Origin of the sequence: Methylobacterium sp. GXS13, from assembly GCF_001455965.1 — a bacterium.
In the GTDB taxonomy this organism is placed as follows: Bacteria; Pseudomonadota; Alphaproteobacteria; order Rhizobiales; family Beijerinckiaceae; genus Methylobacterium.
Genome location: NZ_LKKO01000102.1, coordinates 89,648 through 106,955 on the forward strand (window position 1 = coordinate 89,648; position 17,308 = coordinate 106,955).

The following is a 17,308-nucleotide window of genomic DNA, read 5'->3' on the forward strand; positions in this document are numbered from 1 at the left end:
GCGGCGGCCATTCCCGTCGCCGAAGTTCCGAGGCGTCGATGCTGCCGACACACGATCCGACCGATCTATCCCGATCGTCCGGAGCCTTCGGTCTGGTCAGCGTCGTCGAGCACCCCGCTGGCGGCGGTTCGGACATCGTGGTCGATGCCGAACTCCTGTTTCAAGGGCACTATGCGCGTGTCCAATCGGATCTCGTCGTGTCGGACGCACACCACCGCGTCGTGATCCACGACTACTTCGACGCCACCACTCGTCCCGTGTTGCGCTCTCCGGACGGCGCTCTGCTCCCGGACGCGCTGATCGCCTCCCTCGTCGGCGCCCAGGAGGCTCGGGTGGCCGCCGAGAACGCCCCGGAGGCGCCGCGGGCGATCGGCCGGGTCGAGAGTGCCAGCGGCGGCGCCTCCGCGCTACGCAACGGCGTCACGGTTGTGCTGCACCCGGGCGACCCGATCTTCAAGGGCGACGTCGTCCAGACGGATGACGGCGGCAAGCTGGGGCTCATCTTCGTCGATGGGACCGCGTTCAACCTCGACGGCGAATCCCGGATGGTCGTCGATGGCATGACCTTCCAGCCTGGCGCGACCGGAAACAACGCCCTGTTCAGCCTTGTCCAAGGCATCATCACCTTCGTCGCCGGTCAGACCGCGAAGTCGGGCGACATGAAGGTTGCCACCCCGTCCGCCACGATGGGCATTCGCGGGACGGCGGTGCACGTCGAGATCGCCAGCGATCATGGGGCGGTCAAGTTCTCGGTCATGACGGAGCCCGACGGGCATACCGGGCGCTACGATGTCTTCGACCGCGACGATCCCAATCACGTCCTGTTCACCGTCTCGGATCCCGCCACGGTCACAACCGTGACCTCGAACGGGCAGGGTCAGATCGCGATCAACACCGCCGCGAAGACCGCGGTCGAGACCGATCACGAGACCGGGTTTCTGAAGGGCGTCTTCGCGACCGTCGCAAGCGGGGTCCAGAACCCCGTCGTCCCCGCGCCGAGCCCGACCTCGACCCCGACGCAGACCCACGCCCCGGCCGCAGGGTCGTCGAGTCCCCCGAACCTCGTCGCGCCCCCGACGACTACGCCGCTTCCAGCCGCGCCCGCACCGCAGGGATCGCCCGGCGACCATTCTCAAGCCGCGCCTCCGACTGCGACATCTGTCCTCGCTTCCGCGGACGCGCAGAGCGCGAGGGCCCAGGATGCGGCTGTGCCAACAAGCGTCACGACCCTGCAAGAAGCCGCGATACATTCGACGGCCGCCGTCGTTCAGGTACCGATGCAGCCGGCGCCGGACCCCCATACCTCCACGCACGCCGGTGGCCCCGGCGCCGGCAATGAAGCGGTCGGGTCTTCACAGATCGAGGCTCCGGCGGCGGCGGTCGTTCCAGCCCTGGAGCGGACGCCGCTCGCGGTCCCGGAGTCGCAAGCGGTCGTCCAAGTTCGATCCGTGATACAACCGCTGCCGGCGGAGGCCCACACCCCCTCCTCCGGCTCGACACCATCGTCGAACGGCGACGCGGTCCCATCGGGGGCTGCCACGTCGGTCGTGGGGTCGGAGCCATCCGATCCGTCCGTCACCGGTTCGGTGCCGGTGGGGACGGCTGGCGGCTCGGGTCTCGGATCATCGGTCCCAGCCCCGATCCCCGATCATCCACTCTCCGTGGCCGACGTCACGGGCGCGGTGATCGCCGCCGCGCGGTTGAACACCGATACCGCGCACGGCCTTCTGGCCAACGTCCCGGGGGCCTCGGTGGCTTCAGTCGGCCTCGTCGGCGGGGCCATCGTGGCGATGGCGTCGGGTCCGCTGACCCTCGCCGGCCAGTACGGCACCCTGACGGTGTTGGGCGACGGCAGCTACAGCTATCGCGCCGATCATGCCGCCGGGTTGGCGGCCGGCGGGACCGGGGTCGACAGCTTCGCCTACACGGCCCGAGACCCGCTCGGGCATGCCGCCAAGGCCACGCTCGCCCTGACCGTGACCGGGGTGAACGATGCCCCGGTGTTCGATGGGGTGGCGACGCCCGGAGCCTCCTTGAGCCTGAAGACCCCGACGGGATCCGGCGTCGAGCACGCCTCGGGCAGCCTGCACTTCACCGACCCCGACCTCACGGATCGTCCGACGGCCTCGGTCCTGGCGCGGACGATCAGCGCGCTCGATGCCTCGGGCCACGCCCTGAACCTCACAGCCGCGCAAACCGCGGTGCTGGAGCGCGGCTTCAGTATCGGGGCGTCCGGCCCGATCGCGAACGCGGGCTCGATCTCTTGGAGCTACGATCTCGCGGACGCCGCGTTCGCCTTCCTCGGCGCCGGTCAGACGGCCGTTGTAACCGCGACGATCGGGGTTGACGACCACCATGGCGGCGTCGCCACACAAGATGTGGTCATCCGTTTGGCCAGCGCCGACGCGGCGCCACCGGATCCGCCCGCGACCGGTTCAGTACCGGTGGGGACCGGACCGAGTGGTGGTGCCGGCTCGTCGGTCCCAGCTCCGGTCCATGATCACCCGCTCTCCGTGACCGACGCCGCGGGCGCGGTGATCGCCGCCGCGCGGCTGAACGCCGATCCAGCCCACGGCCTTCTGGCCAACGTCCCGGGGGCCTCGGTGGCCTCCGCCGGCCCAGTCGGTGGGGCTATCGTCGCGATGGCGTCCGGGCAACTGAGCGTCCTAGGCCAGTACGGCACCCTGACCGTGCACGGGGACGGCAGCTACAGTTACAGCGCCGATCACGCCGTTGCGTTGGCGGCCGGCGGGACCGGGGTCGACAGCTTCGCCTACACGGCCCGAGATCCGCTCGGGCACACCGCTACGGCCACGCTCGCCCTGACCGTGACCGGGGTGAACGATGCCCCGGTGTTCGACGGGGTGGCGACGTCTGGAGCCTCCTTGAGCCTGAGGACCCCGACGGGATCCGGGGTCGAGCACGCCTCGGGCAGCCTGCACTTCACCGACCCCGACCTCACGGATCGTCCGACGGCCTCGGTCTTGGCGCAGACGATCAGCGCCCTCGATGCCTCGGGCCACGCCCTGAACCTCACCGCCGCGCAAACCGCGGTGCTGGAGCACGCCTTCAGTATCGGGGCGTCCGGCCCGATCGCGAATGCGGGTTCGGTCGCTTGGAGCTACGATCTCGCGGACGCTGCGTTCGCCTTCCTCGGCGCCGGTCAGACGGCCGTTGTGACCTCGACGATCGGGGTCGACGACCACCATGGCGGCGTCGCCACCCAGGATGTGGTCATCCAATTGGCCGGGGCTGCGGCGCCCGCATCGCCGGCTCCGTTCGCCCTGGCCGACATCGGCGGTGTCGCCAAGGGGGGAGCCATCACGGTGGATGCGCAGCACGGTGTTCTTGCCAACGACACGGGCAACGGCTCCAGTGCAAGCCTACACATGATTTCCGTCGCGAGCGTGAACACCGGGCTAGCGGTTCCCGTAATCGGTCCCCTCGCTATTCCCGTGGTGGGCGATTACGGCATCCTGACGCTGTCCGCCGACGGCAGCTATAGTTATCACGCCTATCCGGGGGGGCTGCCGTCAGACACGGTCGCACAGGACGTCTTCAACTACCTCGTCACCGACCAGCAGGGGCGCAGTTCGAGCGCCAGCCTGACGATCACCGTCGGTAATCCGAGTGTGACTTACGTGAACGCGACAGGGATGAATGACGGGCCCGGCCAAATCTTGTCCGGATCGAACGGTCCGACGGTGCTGGACGGCGGCAACGGCGACGATCACCTCACCGCGGGCAACGGGCCGACCGCGCTGATCGGCGGGCCCGGTGATGATGACATGACCGGCGGCGCAGGGCCTGACACCTTCGTGTTCAGCGGACAGTTCGGGCATGATACCGTCCACGGCTTCGATGTCGTCAAGGACGTCCTCCAGTTCGACCACACCGTGTTCAACTCCGTCAGCGCCGTCTTGGCGGCGGCCCACGATGGTGTCGGCGGCGTCGTCATCACTGACCTCCTCGGTCACAGCCTCACCCTTCTGAATGTCACGAAGCAGGCGCTGACGGCGCATGCCGATGATCTCCACATCGTCTGATCGCGTCCGCGACGTGTCTGCGACGATTAGGGGCTTCTTGACCATCTTCGTACACAGCTTGGCACCTCGATCCCCCGGGGCGCCAAGCTGTGCGACTGTTTGAGACCGACGGCTCCGTCCTGACGATGGGCGCCCTCCTGATCGCGATGGCGGTCAAGCATTTCATCGCAGACTTCCTGGTCCAAACCGAGTGGATGGCGCGCGGCAAGGAGCGGCTGCGTGGTTGGGGCCCTCCGCTCGCCGCCCATGCCGGGGTACACGCACTCGGCACCTTGACGATCGTGGCCGTATTTCGACCAAGCCTATGGTGGTTGAGCGGGGTCGATCTGGTCGTGCACTGGCTGATCGACCGCGGCAAGACGCTCTGTGCGCATAGGTTTCAGTTTCCGATCACGGATGTGCGGTTCTGGTGGTTGATCGGCTTCGATCAATTCCTGCACCAAGCTACAAATGTCGTCCTGTCGGTATCGATGGTGGCTCTCTGACCGCATCGGTCGCCGCCATGTCAAATCGAGCCCGATGCCGTTTCTCAACGACATGCCTCTTGACTGACAGGCGGCGCGTCAATTTTTTGTGGCATCTGGGGTTATCGAATATACGCCTTGATCAGCCGAGGGGCGGAGCCACGAACATGCAGATCTGCCCCACCGGCGCGCCCGACTGGATCTGGCAAATCGCGCCCACGTATGAAAGCAATCGAAGGCTATAGCCGTCCACTTGCTGCGGATTTCGGTATCGATCGTCAACAAGGCTACCTCGGATCGTGCCGTAGGATGGTTCCTTTAGGGATTTCTGTGAGGCTTTCCACGCCCTAGGTTGGTCGATCTCTAGCCGCGAGTCATCGTGCCCGTCGTGTCACCGCCGTCATTGCATCGCGTGCAGCTCTGCGCCGGTGTCACTCTCTTCAACGAGGGTGATGCGGGCGATGCCGCCTACCTCATCGAGGAGGGGCGCCTTGAAATATTTGCGACGCGCTCGGATGGCGATCTCGTGTTGGCGTGCCGCGGGCCAGGCGAGGTCGTCGGCGAGATGGCGATCCTGGATGGAGGAAAACGCTCGGCCACCGTCCGAGCGCTGGCAGACAGCGTCTTGATCGTCATCACGCGCGAGCAACTGGCGCGGCGAATTTCCGGAACGGACCCCATCCTCCGCATGTGCTTGAGCGTCGTGCTCGAGCGCTACCGGGCAACGGTTGCGCGGCTCGAGGGCGCCGGCGGTCGACCGGCCGCTCCGCTTCCATCCGAGCCACACAACCCATCTCCATACTTTCGCGAAGCCATCGAAACGCTGCGGCTCGAGCAGGAAATTCAGTCCGGCATAGATCGGGCTGAGTTCTTCATGGTGTTTCAACCGATCGTGAGACTTGATACAGCCTATACCGTCGGGTTCGAAGCGCTGATGCGATGGCAGCATCCGGAAAGAGGCTTACTCCCGCCTTCACAATTCATCCCGGTGGCGGAATCGTCGGGACTGATATCCCGACTGACCCTGGTCGCCTTGAAGATCGTCGCCGAGCTGATCCCTCGGTTGCCCGATTGCAATGGGCGCGACGGGCCTGGGCCTGGGAAGCTGTTTCTGAATCTGAATATCGCCGCACAGGATCTCTTTGAGAGCGATTTTCTCGATTTGGTCGAGAGTTTGGTCCGGGATGGGAGATTTGAAACCAGCTCGCTGCGCTTTGAGGTTACGGAGAGCGGTCTGATAAAAGACCCCGATCGTTCAATCGCAACGCTCCACAAGCTCCGTGAGTACGGATTTGGAGTCGCTATCGACGATTTTGGGACGGGATATTCCTCGTTGAATTACCTGAGCACGCTGCCTGCCACGGCTATCAAGATCGATCGCGGCTTCGTCCGATCGATGATGGACGATCCCAAAAGCTTCAAGATCATACAGATGATCGTTCGACTCGCCGACGAGCTTGGACTACCGGTCGTGGCGGAGGGCATCGAGCGGCCAGAGCAGGCCGTAGCGCTGAACGGAATGGGATGCGTGTATGGGCAGGGCTACCTTTACGGTAGGCCCATGCAGTTTATGGAGGCTTTGAGTTCGGTTGTAGATCTGCCGCGGTAAGATGCTGATTTATTTTTGCAAAAAATTAATTTTCTGAACTTGGCCGGTTTTATACACGGATGTCGACGACCCGCCGCTGTCCGCCGAGAAGTCCTTTATCGGGGTGATCCTGAAGCCCGGTCACGATCGATCGAGATATTTCGATCAGAACCCACTGACGTTCGTGTCGACACTCGAGCGCTGCAGCAGCGCGCGCCGATTGAATGATCTCTGTAGCGCGCACGACGCCGACCGTGTTGATCGAGGCGGTGATGGTCATGGGTCCGGCCTCCTCGGACGAGAGGGGACCATGCGACCCATGAGGGGCGCGTTTAGCGGATTCGATCAATGCGATGGATCTGCAGGGAGTCGTGGCTGCACAGCCCGTTGGTCTGCAGCATCGGCGGAAATCAATCCAACAGCGCCGCCAAGGTCACGCTTTATCCGCGAGTGATGTATGCGCGCGCGATCGACTGGCCAGCTTGAATACGCCGCGCGAATTGCCGAAGGAGGTGAGCCAGGGCGGTGCTCCGAAAATCTGGAAGCGAAGGTCGATTTCCAAGGTCGGACGCCGACGCATCACCCGACAGGCTGGCCGAGTTCGCTGGGTTGGCGACCGCGCTGGTCGAACGCATGCTCGAACAGCGCGTCGCGGGCATGATGATTCAGCCAAAGCAATCCCATATGCTCGCGACAGCCACCCAGATGCTCCAGGCCAACGGTGTAGTGTGGCCATCGTCCTTCGAGCTGGTCTTGACAAAGATCGCCCGGCGCGCCGGGCTGGTCCCGGAGATCACGGAGGTTGCGTCCCACGGCGATGATGTCGTGGTGCATATGTCCCAGTTTCTAAGTGACGTTGAGCGCACCCAAGGCAGCCGGTGGTGGACGACGAGGACCGCGATTTCGAGCACTCCACTTTATCCGGACCATACATCCGCGAGGGTGAGACGGTCGATGTGGAGATTTTTCGGTTCGCGGGTACGCAGGATCCTTGGCGGCTGACCGTCGTCCACATGTCCAGCGGTGCCACCGAATGGCGGGAGCGCTTTGCGACGGAGCTGGACGCCTACCGCGCTTTCATGAAGGCCGTCGAGCGGGACGGTCTCGCGTCGTTTGGCGCCGCCGTCAGCCGGATAGTGCATTGATCCGGACCGGCGCCCGAGGGGATGAGCGTCGAGCGTGATGGCCAGTGCACCTGCATACCGGCTCCGTCGATGATCCTCCATCGCCCGCGGTTCGCGCCTCGCACGAACGCCTGACGGCTTCAGCGCTTTCGATTGGCTCGCTGTCGTAGCGCACCATCGGATAGGATCACCGGTCCAGCTGATTGCAAGCTCCGGTGCTGTAACCCTGCCGCCACGGCGCCTCATAAACGGCAGCCTGCCCCAGCCGCCCCGGGTATTCCTAGGTATCAAGTGGTGGTGGTGTCATCGGTCCGTCACGAAAATTCTATGCCAGATAAACGCAATTCTCATTCTGTATAATTCGCAGGCGTGTAGCTAGCGATCGGTCCAGAGAAGGTAAAGGAATCCGAGTCGATGCCTCAAAAGATTCCGTCCGGCGCGCAATCGACTCCTTTTACGATCACGGCCCCCGATACCTACACCTTGGACGCCGGTACGACGCGGACACAGACCGCCGGAATCGGCGTGTCGGTGACGGCGGCGGCCGGACCTGTCACGGTCGATATCGAGGGCTCGCTCAACGACACCGCATCAGGCCAGCGCGCGATCAACGTCGCGAATAACCCGATCGCCGGCACGATCGCCATCGGTGCGAATGGCCGCGTGCAATCCCTCAACCAGGACGCCATCCGCAGCCAGTCGGTGAACGGCAAGATCGATCTGACCAACCTCGGCCAGATCGTCGCCAGCAGCGCGAACTTCACGCCGGGCGTTGGCGGGACCAACCCGGGGACCGAGTTCGCGATCACCTACAACGCCGCCCTCGGCGCCGCGGGGGCGCCGACCACCGACTTCATCAGCGGTGGGACCCTCACCAACGGCGCTCCCGGCAACACCGCGGCGCTCATTCAGAGCGATAACGGCGACGCGATCCGGCTGGGCTCACACCAGACCCTCGTCAATTACGGCACGATCAACGGCAACGGACCGGTCAACGACGCCGCGACCAACAACAGCCTCAACCCGGTCGGTGGCAGCACCTCGACCGCGACGACCTACGATGTCTCCCGCGGCGTCCGGATCAATCAGGACAATGCCACGAGCGATCGGATCGATAATTTCGGTACGATCACCGGCGCCCAGCACGGCGTCGACGTCGGCGTGACCGGGGCGACGAACATCCGCGTCGTCAACGAGGCCGGCGGGCAGATCATCGGGCGCAACGGTTCGGGCGTCGGAGCCGACACGACGGGGGCGTCGGCCACCACGGTGCAGGTGACGAATTCCGGTCTGATCCGCGGCGCCTACGCCCCGCAATACGATCGAGCGGGCTACCGAACCGTAGACGGCGACGGCGACGGGGTCGACATCGACGGTGGCGCCACGATTCTCAACCGCGCCGGCGGCACCATTGAGGGGACGGGAGCGGGCGGCTACGACAGCAACGGGCGCCTCAACAACAGCGAAGGCATTTCGATCGGCGGCGGCAGCGTCAGCAACAGCGGCACGATCCGCGGCGCGGCCTACGGCATCGTCGTCAACAACGATTCGAACACCGCCGGCAGCCGCAGCGGCGTCGCGGCTACGCAGATCACCAACAACGCTTCGGGCACGATCACCGGGCAGAGCGGCTACGCCATCCGCTTGGAGAACAAGACCGGGACGGCCGCCGACAACGACACGATCACCAACTTCGGGACGATCACGGGGAACGGCGGGGTGCCGTCCGGGACGGTTTTGCGTCAGGACGGCGCGCCGGATCCAGGCACCGTCGGGACGCTCGACGGCCGGACTTACACCGCGGCCGACGCGGGATCGGTCCGGTTCATCCGCGGGGACGGCTCGGCGATCCAGACCGGCGAGGGCAACGATACACTCTCCAACTACGGCGTGATTACCGGCAATTCCGGCCGCGCCATAAACCTGGAGGGCGGCGATGATACACTGAATCTCTATACGGGATCGTCCGTCGTCGGGCGTATCGATGGCGGTGCCGGGAGGGACACGCTCAACCTGCGCCTCGACGATAGAACTGGTGTGGACGCCGCGCTCGGCGCCAACAGCGGTGCGACGACAGGCAGCCTAAGCAACGTCGTCAACGTTGAGGTGCTGGCCGTTCAGAACGGCACGTGGACCGTCCAGGATGCTCAGACGTACACGTCTGGCATCACGGTCAATCGCGGAGCCGGTCTGACGGTCGGTGCCAACGGTTCGCTGACGGGCGATGTGGCCAATGCCGGCACGCTGACTTTCGCGCATATGGGCGATCTCACGAACGCGGGTGCGATTTCCGGCGGCGGCTCTGTCGTGCAGGCGGGGACCGGTACTTTCGCATTGTCGGGCGCCAACACCTACTCGGGTGGCACGACGATCCAGTCCGGAACTCTGAACCTCGGGTCCGCGGCCTCAGCGGGCACAGGTGCGATCACATTCGCCAACCTATCCGGCAACGCCACCGCTCGGCTGGGACTCGACGTTGCGGCCCAGCCAGCCACCAACGGCACCTTCACCAACACATTGACCAATTTTGGCTCCGGCAACGAGCTCGCCCTCGCCGGTCTGACCAACTCCAGCGTCAGCTACAACAGCTCCAACAGCTCGATCACCGTCATCGGCACCCGCACCGGCGGCGGACAGGTGAGCGAGAATTTCGTGCTGTCGGCCCCGCGCACGACCAGCTTCACGGCGACGGTGGACGGCCAGGGCAACACGATCGTCCGCGCCGCGACGCCGACCAACTCTACGAACCCGACCCCGCCAGCCAACAACGCCCCGTGTTACTGCACCGGCACCCGCATCCTGACGGACAGTGGCGAGGTCGCCGTCGAGGCGCTGGGGATCGGCGATGTGGTCGTGACCGCCTTTGGCCAGCACCGTCCCATCCGCTGGATCGGCACCCGCAGCTATATCGGTCGCTTCGCCAACACCAACCCCGCCGTCCTGCCGGTGTGTGTGAAGGCCGGGGCGCTGGCCGATGGCATCCCGACCCGCGACCTGTGGGTCTCGCCCGATCATGCGCTGTACCTCGACGGCGCGCTGATCCCGGCCGAGCACCTTGTCAACGGCGTCACCATCGTCAAGGCCGAGCGTGTCGAGGGCGTCACCTACTGGCACATCGAACTCGACAGCCACGACGTGCTGCTCGCCGAGGGGGCGCCGGCCGAGAGCTTCGTCGACGACGGCGGCCGGGCGATCTTCCACAACGCTGCGAGCTACCGCGCCCAGTACCCGCATCAGCCGGCATGGCCGGTCGCCGCGATCTACTGCGCCCCGCGGGTCACGGACGGCTATGCCCTAGAGGCGGTCCGCCGCAGCCTCGCCCTCCGCGCCGGCCTGCCAACGCCGCCCGCGCGGGTCCTCGGCGAACTGCTCGGCCACCTCGACCTGTGCGACGGGGCCCGCATCGCCGGATGGGCGCAGGATCTCGCTCATCCGGACGGACCGGTGTGCCTCGACATCGTGGTCGATGGAGCCGTGGTCGCCATGGCCTGCGCCGAGATCTACCGCGCCGATCTGGAGGCCGCCGGCATCGGCGACGGCTGCCACGCCTTCGACCTGAAGCTGCCCCTAGCGCCCGAGGCCGCACACACGGTCGAGGCCCGTCGGTCGACCGATGGTGCGGCGATCGGTACGCTGCGGATCCAGGCCGCGATCGCCGCAGCCGCCCGAGTCGATCCGATCCCGCGCAGCTCTGAGGACGATCCATGGCTCTGCGCGGACACCCCGACCAGCTCTCGCGCCGGCAGATGATCGGTTGGGCGCGGGACACCGCCGCCCCCGACACTCCCGTGAGCGTGTTCGTCTCGGTCGATGGCCGGGTGGTGGGCCGCTGCCTCGCCGACCGGCCGCGCGCGGATCTCGTGCGCGCGGGCATCGGCCACGGGCGGTATGGCTTCGATTTCGCGTTTCCCGACGGTGCGCTGCCCGCGCTCGCCCGCTGCACGATCGCGGTGCGCCGTGAGGGCGATGGCGCCATGCTGCCGGGCTCGCCCAGATCCCTCGATCCGATCGCCGCGTTCGATGAGGACCTTCAGGAACGGCTGGCATGCGCGCTGGCCGAGCCTGTCGATGAGATCGAACTGGATCGACAGTTGGCCTTCCTGCTCGACCAGGCGCAACAGCTGCGCCGGGCTCGCGTCGAGCCGCATGGCGAGGGGACCGAGCGACAGTCCCGGCCCCGGGCCCTGGTAATCGATAGCGTGATGCCCTCGGCCGAGCGCGATGACCGGACCGGTCTGCTGGCCGGTCTAGGCAGGCGATTGTCTTGCCGGGTCAACAAACTCATCCCAATGCTACTTAAGCGTTAAGCTTGCTGACAACGTGCTTGACAAGCAGCAAACCAATGCTGGCGGCTGTCAGGCCGAACATAATGACGTACAGATAGTCAACTTGAATGCCTGCATATGGATAGTAGGCTGATCGGACCCATTCTGCGCATTGCAGAGCCGGATTAAATTTCATCCAATAATAGACCTTATCGGGCATGAAACTCGGCAGGAACATAACTCCGCTCGACACGTACATAAGAATACTGAAGAGCGCATAGCCGATCATCCATCCGGGAAAAAACCCGATGATTGCGACATTGATTGTCCCGATTCCAATGCCCAAGATAATCGCGGCCACGTAGCCGGAAACGGCTACAATCGGATTTGCCGGTATAGGATTGGTGCCTAAAGCAATTAAAACTGAAACTACAACCAGCAATGCAAGAAAGCCAGTGACGATCTCGACAAGTATGCGGGAGAAAACCAAGTCGAAGAGTTTGACTTGAGGATAATATGTCAATGGACGATTCATGATGACTGATTTCATCACTTCGCGCGATATGTATTGAAAGACCAGTACTGGGACAGCGCCTGTGGCGAAAAATAGCGGCCTGCTATCGCCCAGGGGCGCTGCCAGCTTCTGGAAAGTGTAGATCGCGATCAACATAAAAACGTGGACGCAGGGCCACAGAACCACCACGCCGTAGCCCCATATCGAGGCTCCGAAGCGTGTGCGCATGTCCCGCAAAATCAGGGCGTGCAGGACGTGCAGGTAGGACTCGACCGGGCTTTTTTGTGATTGAGCCGTCAGGAGAGCGGACATCGGGGTGGCCTCTGCGTTTCTCCGTCTGCTTCCACGAAAAACTGGGCTAAAGTGCGTTGCCTGGATGTGCCGGAGGGGCCTGCCTCACGGTGTTGAGGGCGTAGTAGTCGCGCATCAGGTCCCCGTACTCCGCCTCCGGAGCCGGAACGGAGAACGGTCCATCAACCGTGATGTCGATCGCCATCAGTTGGTCGTTCAGTGTCGCTGGGTCGCTGGCAAGAGCGTGGGGCAGGACGTGGCCGTTGGGATAGGCGCGTAAGCGATTACTCCGGGCGCCGAGGTCGAAGGCCACCACCGGCAGGTCGGTTCGCAGAGCCAGGGCCATGGCGTAGGAGTAGGTCTCGGGCCAGATCACCGGTAGCAGGATCAGGTCGGCAGAAACCTTCAGCAGGATGTCGAGGATCTCCTCATCCTCCCAGTGTTGCCCGGTCTCGGCGATCTGCAGGGCAGCCCGGGCGACCCGATCAAGCGTCGGGTCGTCGGAGGAGTAGGATCCCGTCTCAGTAACGCCGGCCCGCTTCAGGCCGCCGGTCAGCGCCGGATCTGAGAAGCCCACAATCGAAAACTGTAGCGCGAGGTCTCGCTTGCGGGCGTCGGTTGCCAAGGCCTGAAGCAGCAACCCGCCTTCGGGCATACTGATTCCACCCAGCACCGCGACCCGGCGTACGCGTCCTTTGCGCCGCAGGGCGGTGGAGCGCACGCTGCGCTCGTGCTCGACATGCGGCCGCACCGTGATCGCCAGATCCGGATATACCGCCCCGATCCGCCCCGCGGTGTCGGCGGACGGCGCGAACACCCGCGCCGCCCCGGCCAGGAACCGCCCGAACGCAGCACGGCGCTCCTTCGGGTCCGGCTCCTCGTAGCCGTTCGCGTCCGCGGCCAGGCAGTCCCGGCACAGGGGCACCGGCGCCAGGCCGCAATAGCGCCCGTCCGGCATCACCAGGTGGTTGCGGTGGCACACCGGCGAGAAGTCGTGCAGCGTCCACGCATAGGGCCGCCCCGCGCCGGACACGAGGTCCATCAGCGCGCGGGCCGCGTTCCAGCGCAGCCCCGCCAGCGAGTGCACGTGGATCAGGCGCGGCGCCAGCTGGTCCACGAACGCGGCTACCGCATCGGCGTCGCGGGGCAGGTACAGGCTGTCCAGGCTCGGCAGGTACACGAACTCGCGGCTGCGGTACGAGACGTTGACCTGGATGTTCCGGGCCCGGTCGACCGAGAGCAGCACCACGGCGGTGCCCTCGGCTTTGAGCCGGGCGATCATGTCGTCGATGTGCCGCTGGATGCCCCCGCCCCAGCTGTGGGTCACGAACAGCACCGCCCGGCCGCGGAAGTGCCGGGCGAGCCGGTACAGGTCGAGCCGCGCCCGGCCGCGCCGGCCCGGATCGGCCTGGACGAACTGGCCGACCAGCGCCGGGTAGTCCGGGTGCTTGGCGAGCAAGGCCGCCTGGCCCTGGTCGTACTCGCCGCCCGGGTCGAGCCCGAACGAGATCTGCCCGGCATGGTAGACGTACACGTCCTCGGCCAGCAGGTTGGAGAACCCCGCCTTGCGGGCGCGCATGCACCAGTCGTTCTCCTCGCCGTAGCCCTTGCCGAAGGCGATTTCGTCGAGGGTGCCGACCGCGTCGAGCGCCTCTGCTGTCATGTACATGCAGAAGCCGACCCCGGTGGGCACTTCAACCGAGCGGCCGCGGTTGAGCGTGCTCGCCGCCTGGTCGAGCTCGGTCCGGGGGATCTCGAGCGCCATGGTGTTGTTGGCGTTGAAGCGCGGGTAGCTGCAGATCGTGGCATTGTTCGAGAGTGGCGTGACGCTGCCCACCGGCGCGGGGCCTTCCGCCTCGGCACTCTCGGCATGGGCGACGAGCCGGTCGAGCCAGTCGTCGAACACCTGGGCGTCAGAGTTGAGCAGGACCACGGCCCGGCCCTGGCGCAGGGACAGGCCGCGGTTGACCGAGCGGACGAAGCCGAGATTTTCCCGGTTCTCGACGAGGTGGAACAGGCCGCGGCCGGCGAAGTCCCTCAGGTCCGCGGAGAGCCGCAGGTCGGGGGACCGATCGTTGACCGCGAGCAGGGTGAACGGGGTTTTCTGCGGGGCGGCGAGGCAGGCGTGGATGGCGCGCAGGGTCTCGCCGCGGCCCTTGTAGACCGGCATGATCACGACGACCCGGGCCTGGGCGAGGGTCAGGGCACGGGGCAGGCCGTCCCAGTCCTGCGGTTCGGGGGCCTCCATGGCCGGCCAGCTGCTGAGATCCTCGGGGCAGCCCATCAGCCCGGCGGCGCGGCCGGTGCGCACGTAGTGCAGGAACGGCGTCTCGCCCGGCGCGAACAGGTGGCCGTAGGCCCGGCGATAGAAGCGGGTCGAGAAGGCCTTGCTCGGGTCGCGATCCTCCTCCTGGCCGTGGGACAGGAAGTGGATGGCCGGCCCGTTCTCGAAACCGCGCGTGTCGGGATAGCGCTTGAGGTACCAGGCTGCGTCGAAGTACGGATCGATCAGCCGGGCCTGCTCCAGCAGCTCTGCATCCTCAGCCGCGGGCGGCGTGCCGTAGCCCGGATTGAAGGCGTCACCCGAGAGATCGGTGCCGCGCAGCAGCGCGGTGGCGAGGTGGTGGACGAACGGGGCGATACCCGTCGCCTCGACGTAGGGATGATGGGCGCGGTAGGCCCAGCCGTTGAAGTCGGCGCGCGGGTTGCGGCCCCGGCGCCAGCCGGTGGTGCAATAGTCCCGGACCGCGTCCACGTCCTCTGCTAGGCCGTAGCGCTGCCGGTAGAAGGCGTGGTCGAAATGCAGCGCCGCCAGACCGGCCTGAAGGTCCAGGGATGCTGCCCGGTCCAGGGACACGCCCCCGATCTCGCCGAGCCAGCCTCTGTCCTCCGCGGGCGGACGCGCTGGGCGCATGCCGCAGACCCGCAGCAGTGCGTCGAGGGTCGAGCGGCCCCGGCCCGGATCGCGCAGCTCTTGCCAGCCAGCCCGTGAGAAATGCACGTAGGGCGCCAATCCCTGCGCGTCCGGGTAGGTCGCCCGGTACCAGGCCTCGTCGACGGCGGGAAACTTAGGCTGGTCCTCGCCGGAGAACGGCGTGCCGCCGGAGAGCTGCGTCTCGGCGATGGCGCGGAAGAACGGGTCGCCGATCACCGCCCGGCTGCCGGCGCGCGCCTGCACGAAGCCGGCCGGGTCGAAATCCTGGCGCGGGCTGCGCATCTTCCGCCAGCCGCTGCTCACATAGGTGCGAAGCAGCTCCGCGTCGGAGACCTCCTCCGGTCCGTCCAGCCCTTGGCGAAAATACGCGACGTCGAAATAGGGCGCGAGCGTCTCGGCCTGGAGCGCCGAGAGCTCCTCTGGCTCGGGTCGGGCCGGGCCGCCGTGCAGGACGTAGTGCACCAGCGGATTCTGGGTCGTGTAGGAGATGTTTCGGGTCAGACAGTAGGCCAGGGTGTCGAAATGCGGCGACGGCTCGCGACCCTCGCGCCAGCCCGAGGCCATGTAGTGGGCCGCCGGGTCGACGCCGGCGGCCTGCAGGTCGGGGTTGTGGGCGAGGTAGTACGCGCCGTCCACGCGGCGGCGCGCCAGGCGCTCGGCCTGTTTGGTGTCAGGCTTGGACAGGCCCTCCCCATTTGCGCGCTGCGCCGTCACCCAATGCAGGAACGGGTTGATGCCGGCCCGGGCGAGATAGGGCCGCGCGGCGAGGTAGTCGGCGGTGCAAAAATCCGGTCGCGGATCCCGGCCTTCGCGCCAGCCGATGGCGAGGTAGTCGCGCACCGGGTCGCGGGTGATGCCGTACCAGCTCGCGTAGAAGGCGGCATCGACATACGGCTCCAGCGTCGCGATCTGCTCTTCCGCCGAGGCGATATCGTTCGCCGGGGGAAGGCCGCCGCTGGCCGCGAGCCGGATCAGCGGATTGCGGCTCGAACGCGCTCCGGCGGAGCCCGCCCAGCTGTAATACAGGCCGTAGAGGGTCTTCAACGCGTGGTTCTCACGGTGCCACCTAATGCGCTCGATCCGGCATGCGGTCTCCTCCGGCGGCTGTGTTGAGGCCTGTAGCGCGGACGAGCATGTCTTCGCAGCAGCTATGTCGAGGGCGGATCATCGCGCCGTGCACGCGTTTCGCCGGCGGCTCTCGCCCTATCGGAACAGGCGCGCCCGGTAAATATCAAGCTCCAGCCTTCGGTCCTTTGCCCCGTCGTCTCGGCACTGGCCGTCAGATCAGGTCCGACCGCCAGGTCACATCCTCGCGCACGATGCGCGCGGGATTGCCGGCGGCCACGCAATGGGGCGGCACGAATCCGGTGACCACCGCGTGCGCGCCGATGATCGCATTGTCGCCGATGGTGGCCCCTTTAAGTAGCGTCGCTTGGTTAGCGATCCAGACATGGTTGCCCACGCGGACGGACTTTGCTGGGTTCAACCGCTTGCCCCCGCTTCGGCTAACGATCGAGTGGAAATCGCTCGTGGTCATCCAGACCCCGGATGCGATCGAGCAATCCGTCCCGATCTCGATCGCCTTTGCCTCGACCGGGTTGAGGTGGACCAGACCGGTGAAGCCGGTTCTGTCGCCGACGCGGAGCATCGAGCCCGGACCGATATAGATATTGGCCATCCCCAAGCGAACATCCTCGCCGATATCAAATTTGCAATTCGATTCGATGACGATGTGCATATCTTTATCGGAGACGCAGCCGCGCCCTATCCGGATATAATTGTTATCGCCGTTGATATAGATTTTTCCGGCTTGGGCGTGCTGGTCGCGGGCGTCGATGTCGATGACATTGTTCTCTCCCTTATCGACGATATTCAATGGCATAGGTGGCTCTACGAATTCAGCTTCAGATCGATCCGTGCGCGACCCGGCTGCTGGCGCGATCCGCCGGATGCGCTGCCGCACCGCGGGCGAGAAGTCTGCTAGGGGCGGAGGGAATCTGTCGGACGACGGTGAGAATCATTGATATTCGGCGCCTCCGCGAAGGCCGGCTCGGTCCAGCGGAAACGTTTCCAATGTCTCT

The 17,308-nt window shown here is 65.7% G+C and carries 11 protein-coding genes; 6 read left to right on the plus strand and 5 right to left on the minus strand.

The annotated features are described in order from the left end of the window. Window positions 1-38: 38 nt before the first annotated feature. The 3 genes from AO398_RS26890 (at window position 39) to AO398_RS26900 (ending at window position 6,119) form a co-directional block, all read left to right on the plus strand. Window positions 39-4,046: a VCBS domain-containing protein gene (locus AO398_RS26890; RefSeq protein WP_058195329.1), complete on the plus strand. Its 4,008-nt coding sequence runs from the start codon at window positions 39-41 to the stop codon at window positions 4,044-4,046. A gap of 125 nt (window positions 4,047-4,171) precedes the next feature. Further along, the gene (locus AO398_RS26895; RefSeq protein ID WP_058195395.1) at window positions 4,172-4,531 is read left to right on the plus strand and encodes a DUF3307 domain-containing protein; all 360 of its coding nucleotides are present in this window, start codon (window positions 4,172-4,174) and stop codon (window positions 4,529-4,531) included. 358 nt (window positions 4,532-4,889) lie between these two features. Beyond that, on the plus strand, window positions 4,890-6,119 hold the full coding sequence (locus AO398_RS26900) for an EAL domain-containing protein (RefSeq protein ID WP_082643473.1): 1,230 nt from the start codon (window positions 4,890-4,892) through the stop codon (window positions 6,117-6,119). A 49-nt stretch (window positions 6,120-6,168) separates the two neighbouring features. Here AO398_RS26900 and AO398_RS28695 read toward each other — a convergent pair whose 3' ends face one another. Then, window positions 6,169-6,378: a hypothetical protein gene (locus AO398_RS28695; protein ID WP_152997680.1), complete on the minus strand. Its 210-nt coding sequence runs from the start codon at window positions 6,376-6,378 to the stop codon at window positions 6,169-6,171. 299 nt (window positions 6,379-6,677) lie between these two features. Then, entirely contained in the window at window positions 6,678-6,932 is a 255-nt protein-coding gene (locus AO398_RS26905; protein ID WP_058195332.1) for a hypothetical protein, read from the minus strand. Window positions 6,933-6,979: 47 nt separating this feature from the next. Here AO398_RS26905 and AO398_RS26910 point away from each other — a divergent pair, with 47 nt between their 5' ends. The 3 genes from AO398_RS26910 to AO398_RS26920 all read left to right on the plus strand — a co-directional run bounded on the left by AO398_RS26910 (window position 6,980) and on the right by AO398_RS26920 (window position 11,529). Further along, complete coding sequence (locus AO398_RS26910) at window positions 6,980-7,243, plus strand: hypothetical protein (protein WP_082643481.1); 264 nt, start codon at window positions 6,980-6,982, stop codon at window positions 7,241-7,243. 393 nt (window positions 7,244-7,636) lie between these two features. After that, window positions 7,637-10,972, plus strand: coding sequence for a Hint domain-containing protein (locus AO398_RS26915; RefSeq protein ID WP_082643474.1), 3,336 nt, complete (start codon window positions 7,637-7,639; stop codon window positions 10,970-10,972). A 38-nt stretch (window positions 10,973-11,010) separates the two neighbouring features. Then, complete coding sequence (locus AO398_RS26920) at window positions 11,011-11,529, plus strand: hypothetical protein (protein ID WP_152997681.1); 519 nt, start codon at window positions 11,011-11,013, stop codon at window positions 11,527-11,529. Here AO398_RS26920 and AO398_RS26925 read toward each other — a convergent pair. The 3 genes from AO398_RS26925 to AO398_RS26935 form a co-directional block, all read right to left on the minus strand. Next, window positions 11,519-12,313, minus strand: coding sequence for an ABC transporter permease (locus AO398_RS26925; protein WP_058195341.1), 795 nt, complete (start codon window positions 12,311-12,313; stop codon window positions 11,519-11,521). The two genes, AO398_RS26920 and AO398_RS26925, sit on opposite strands and share 11 nt — an antisense overlap. Window positions 12,314-12,359: 46 nt before the next feature. Continuing rightward, window positions 12,360-16,271 (minus strand): glycosyltransferase, encoded by a 3,912-nt coding sequence (locus AO398_RS26930; RefSeq protein WP_058195343.1) that lies wholly within the window; start codon window positions 16,269-16,271, stop codon window positions 12,360-12,362. Between the two features lie 235 nt (window positions 16,272-16,506). Beyond that, window positions 16,507-17,109, minus strand: coding sequence for an acyltransferase (locus tag AO398_RS26935; RefSeq protein ID WP_058195345.1), 603 nt, complete (start codon window positions 17,107-17,109; stop codon window positions 16,507-16,509). Window positions 17,110-17,308: the final 199 nt, after the last annotated feature.

What these genes read in the sequence shown, in the direction of transcription:
- AO398_RS26915 (WP_082643474.1), top strand. Translation starts at nt 7,637, where the DNA reads ATGCCTCAAAAGATTCCGTCCGGCGCGCAATCGACTCCTTTTACGATC.
- AO398_RS28695 (WP_152997680.1), bottom strand. Translation starts at nt 6,378, where the DNA reads ATGACCATCACCGCCTCGATCAACACGGTCGGCGTCGTGCGCGCTACA.
- AO398_RS26925 (WP_058195341.1), bottom strand. Translation starts at nt 12,313, where the DNA reads ATGTCCGCTCTCCTGACGGCTCAATCACAAAAAAGCCCGGTCGAGTCC.
- AO398_RS26895 (WP_058195395.1), top strand. Translation starts at nt 4,172, where the DNA reads ATGGGCGCCCTCCTGATCGCGATGGCGGTCAAGCATTTCATCGCAGAC.
- AO398_RS26890 (WP_058195329.1), top strand. Translation starts at nt 39, where the DNA reads ATGCTGCCGACACACGATCCGACCGATCTATCCCGATCGTCCGGAGCC.
- AO398_RS26935 (WP_058195345.1), bottom strand. Translation starts at nt 17,109, where the DNA reads ATGCCATTGAATATCGTCGATAAGGGAGAGAACAATGTCATCGACATC.
- AO398_RS26905 (WP_058195332.1), bottom strand. Translation starts at nt 6,932, where the DNA reads ATGCACCACGACATCATCGCCGTGGGACGCAACCTCCGTGATCTCCGG.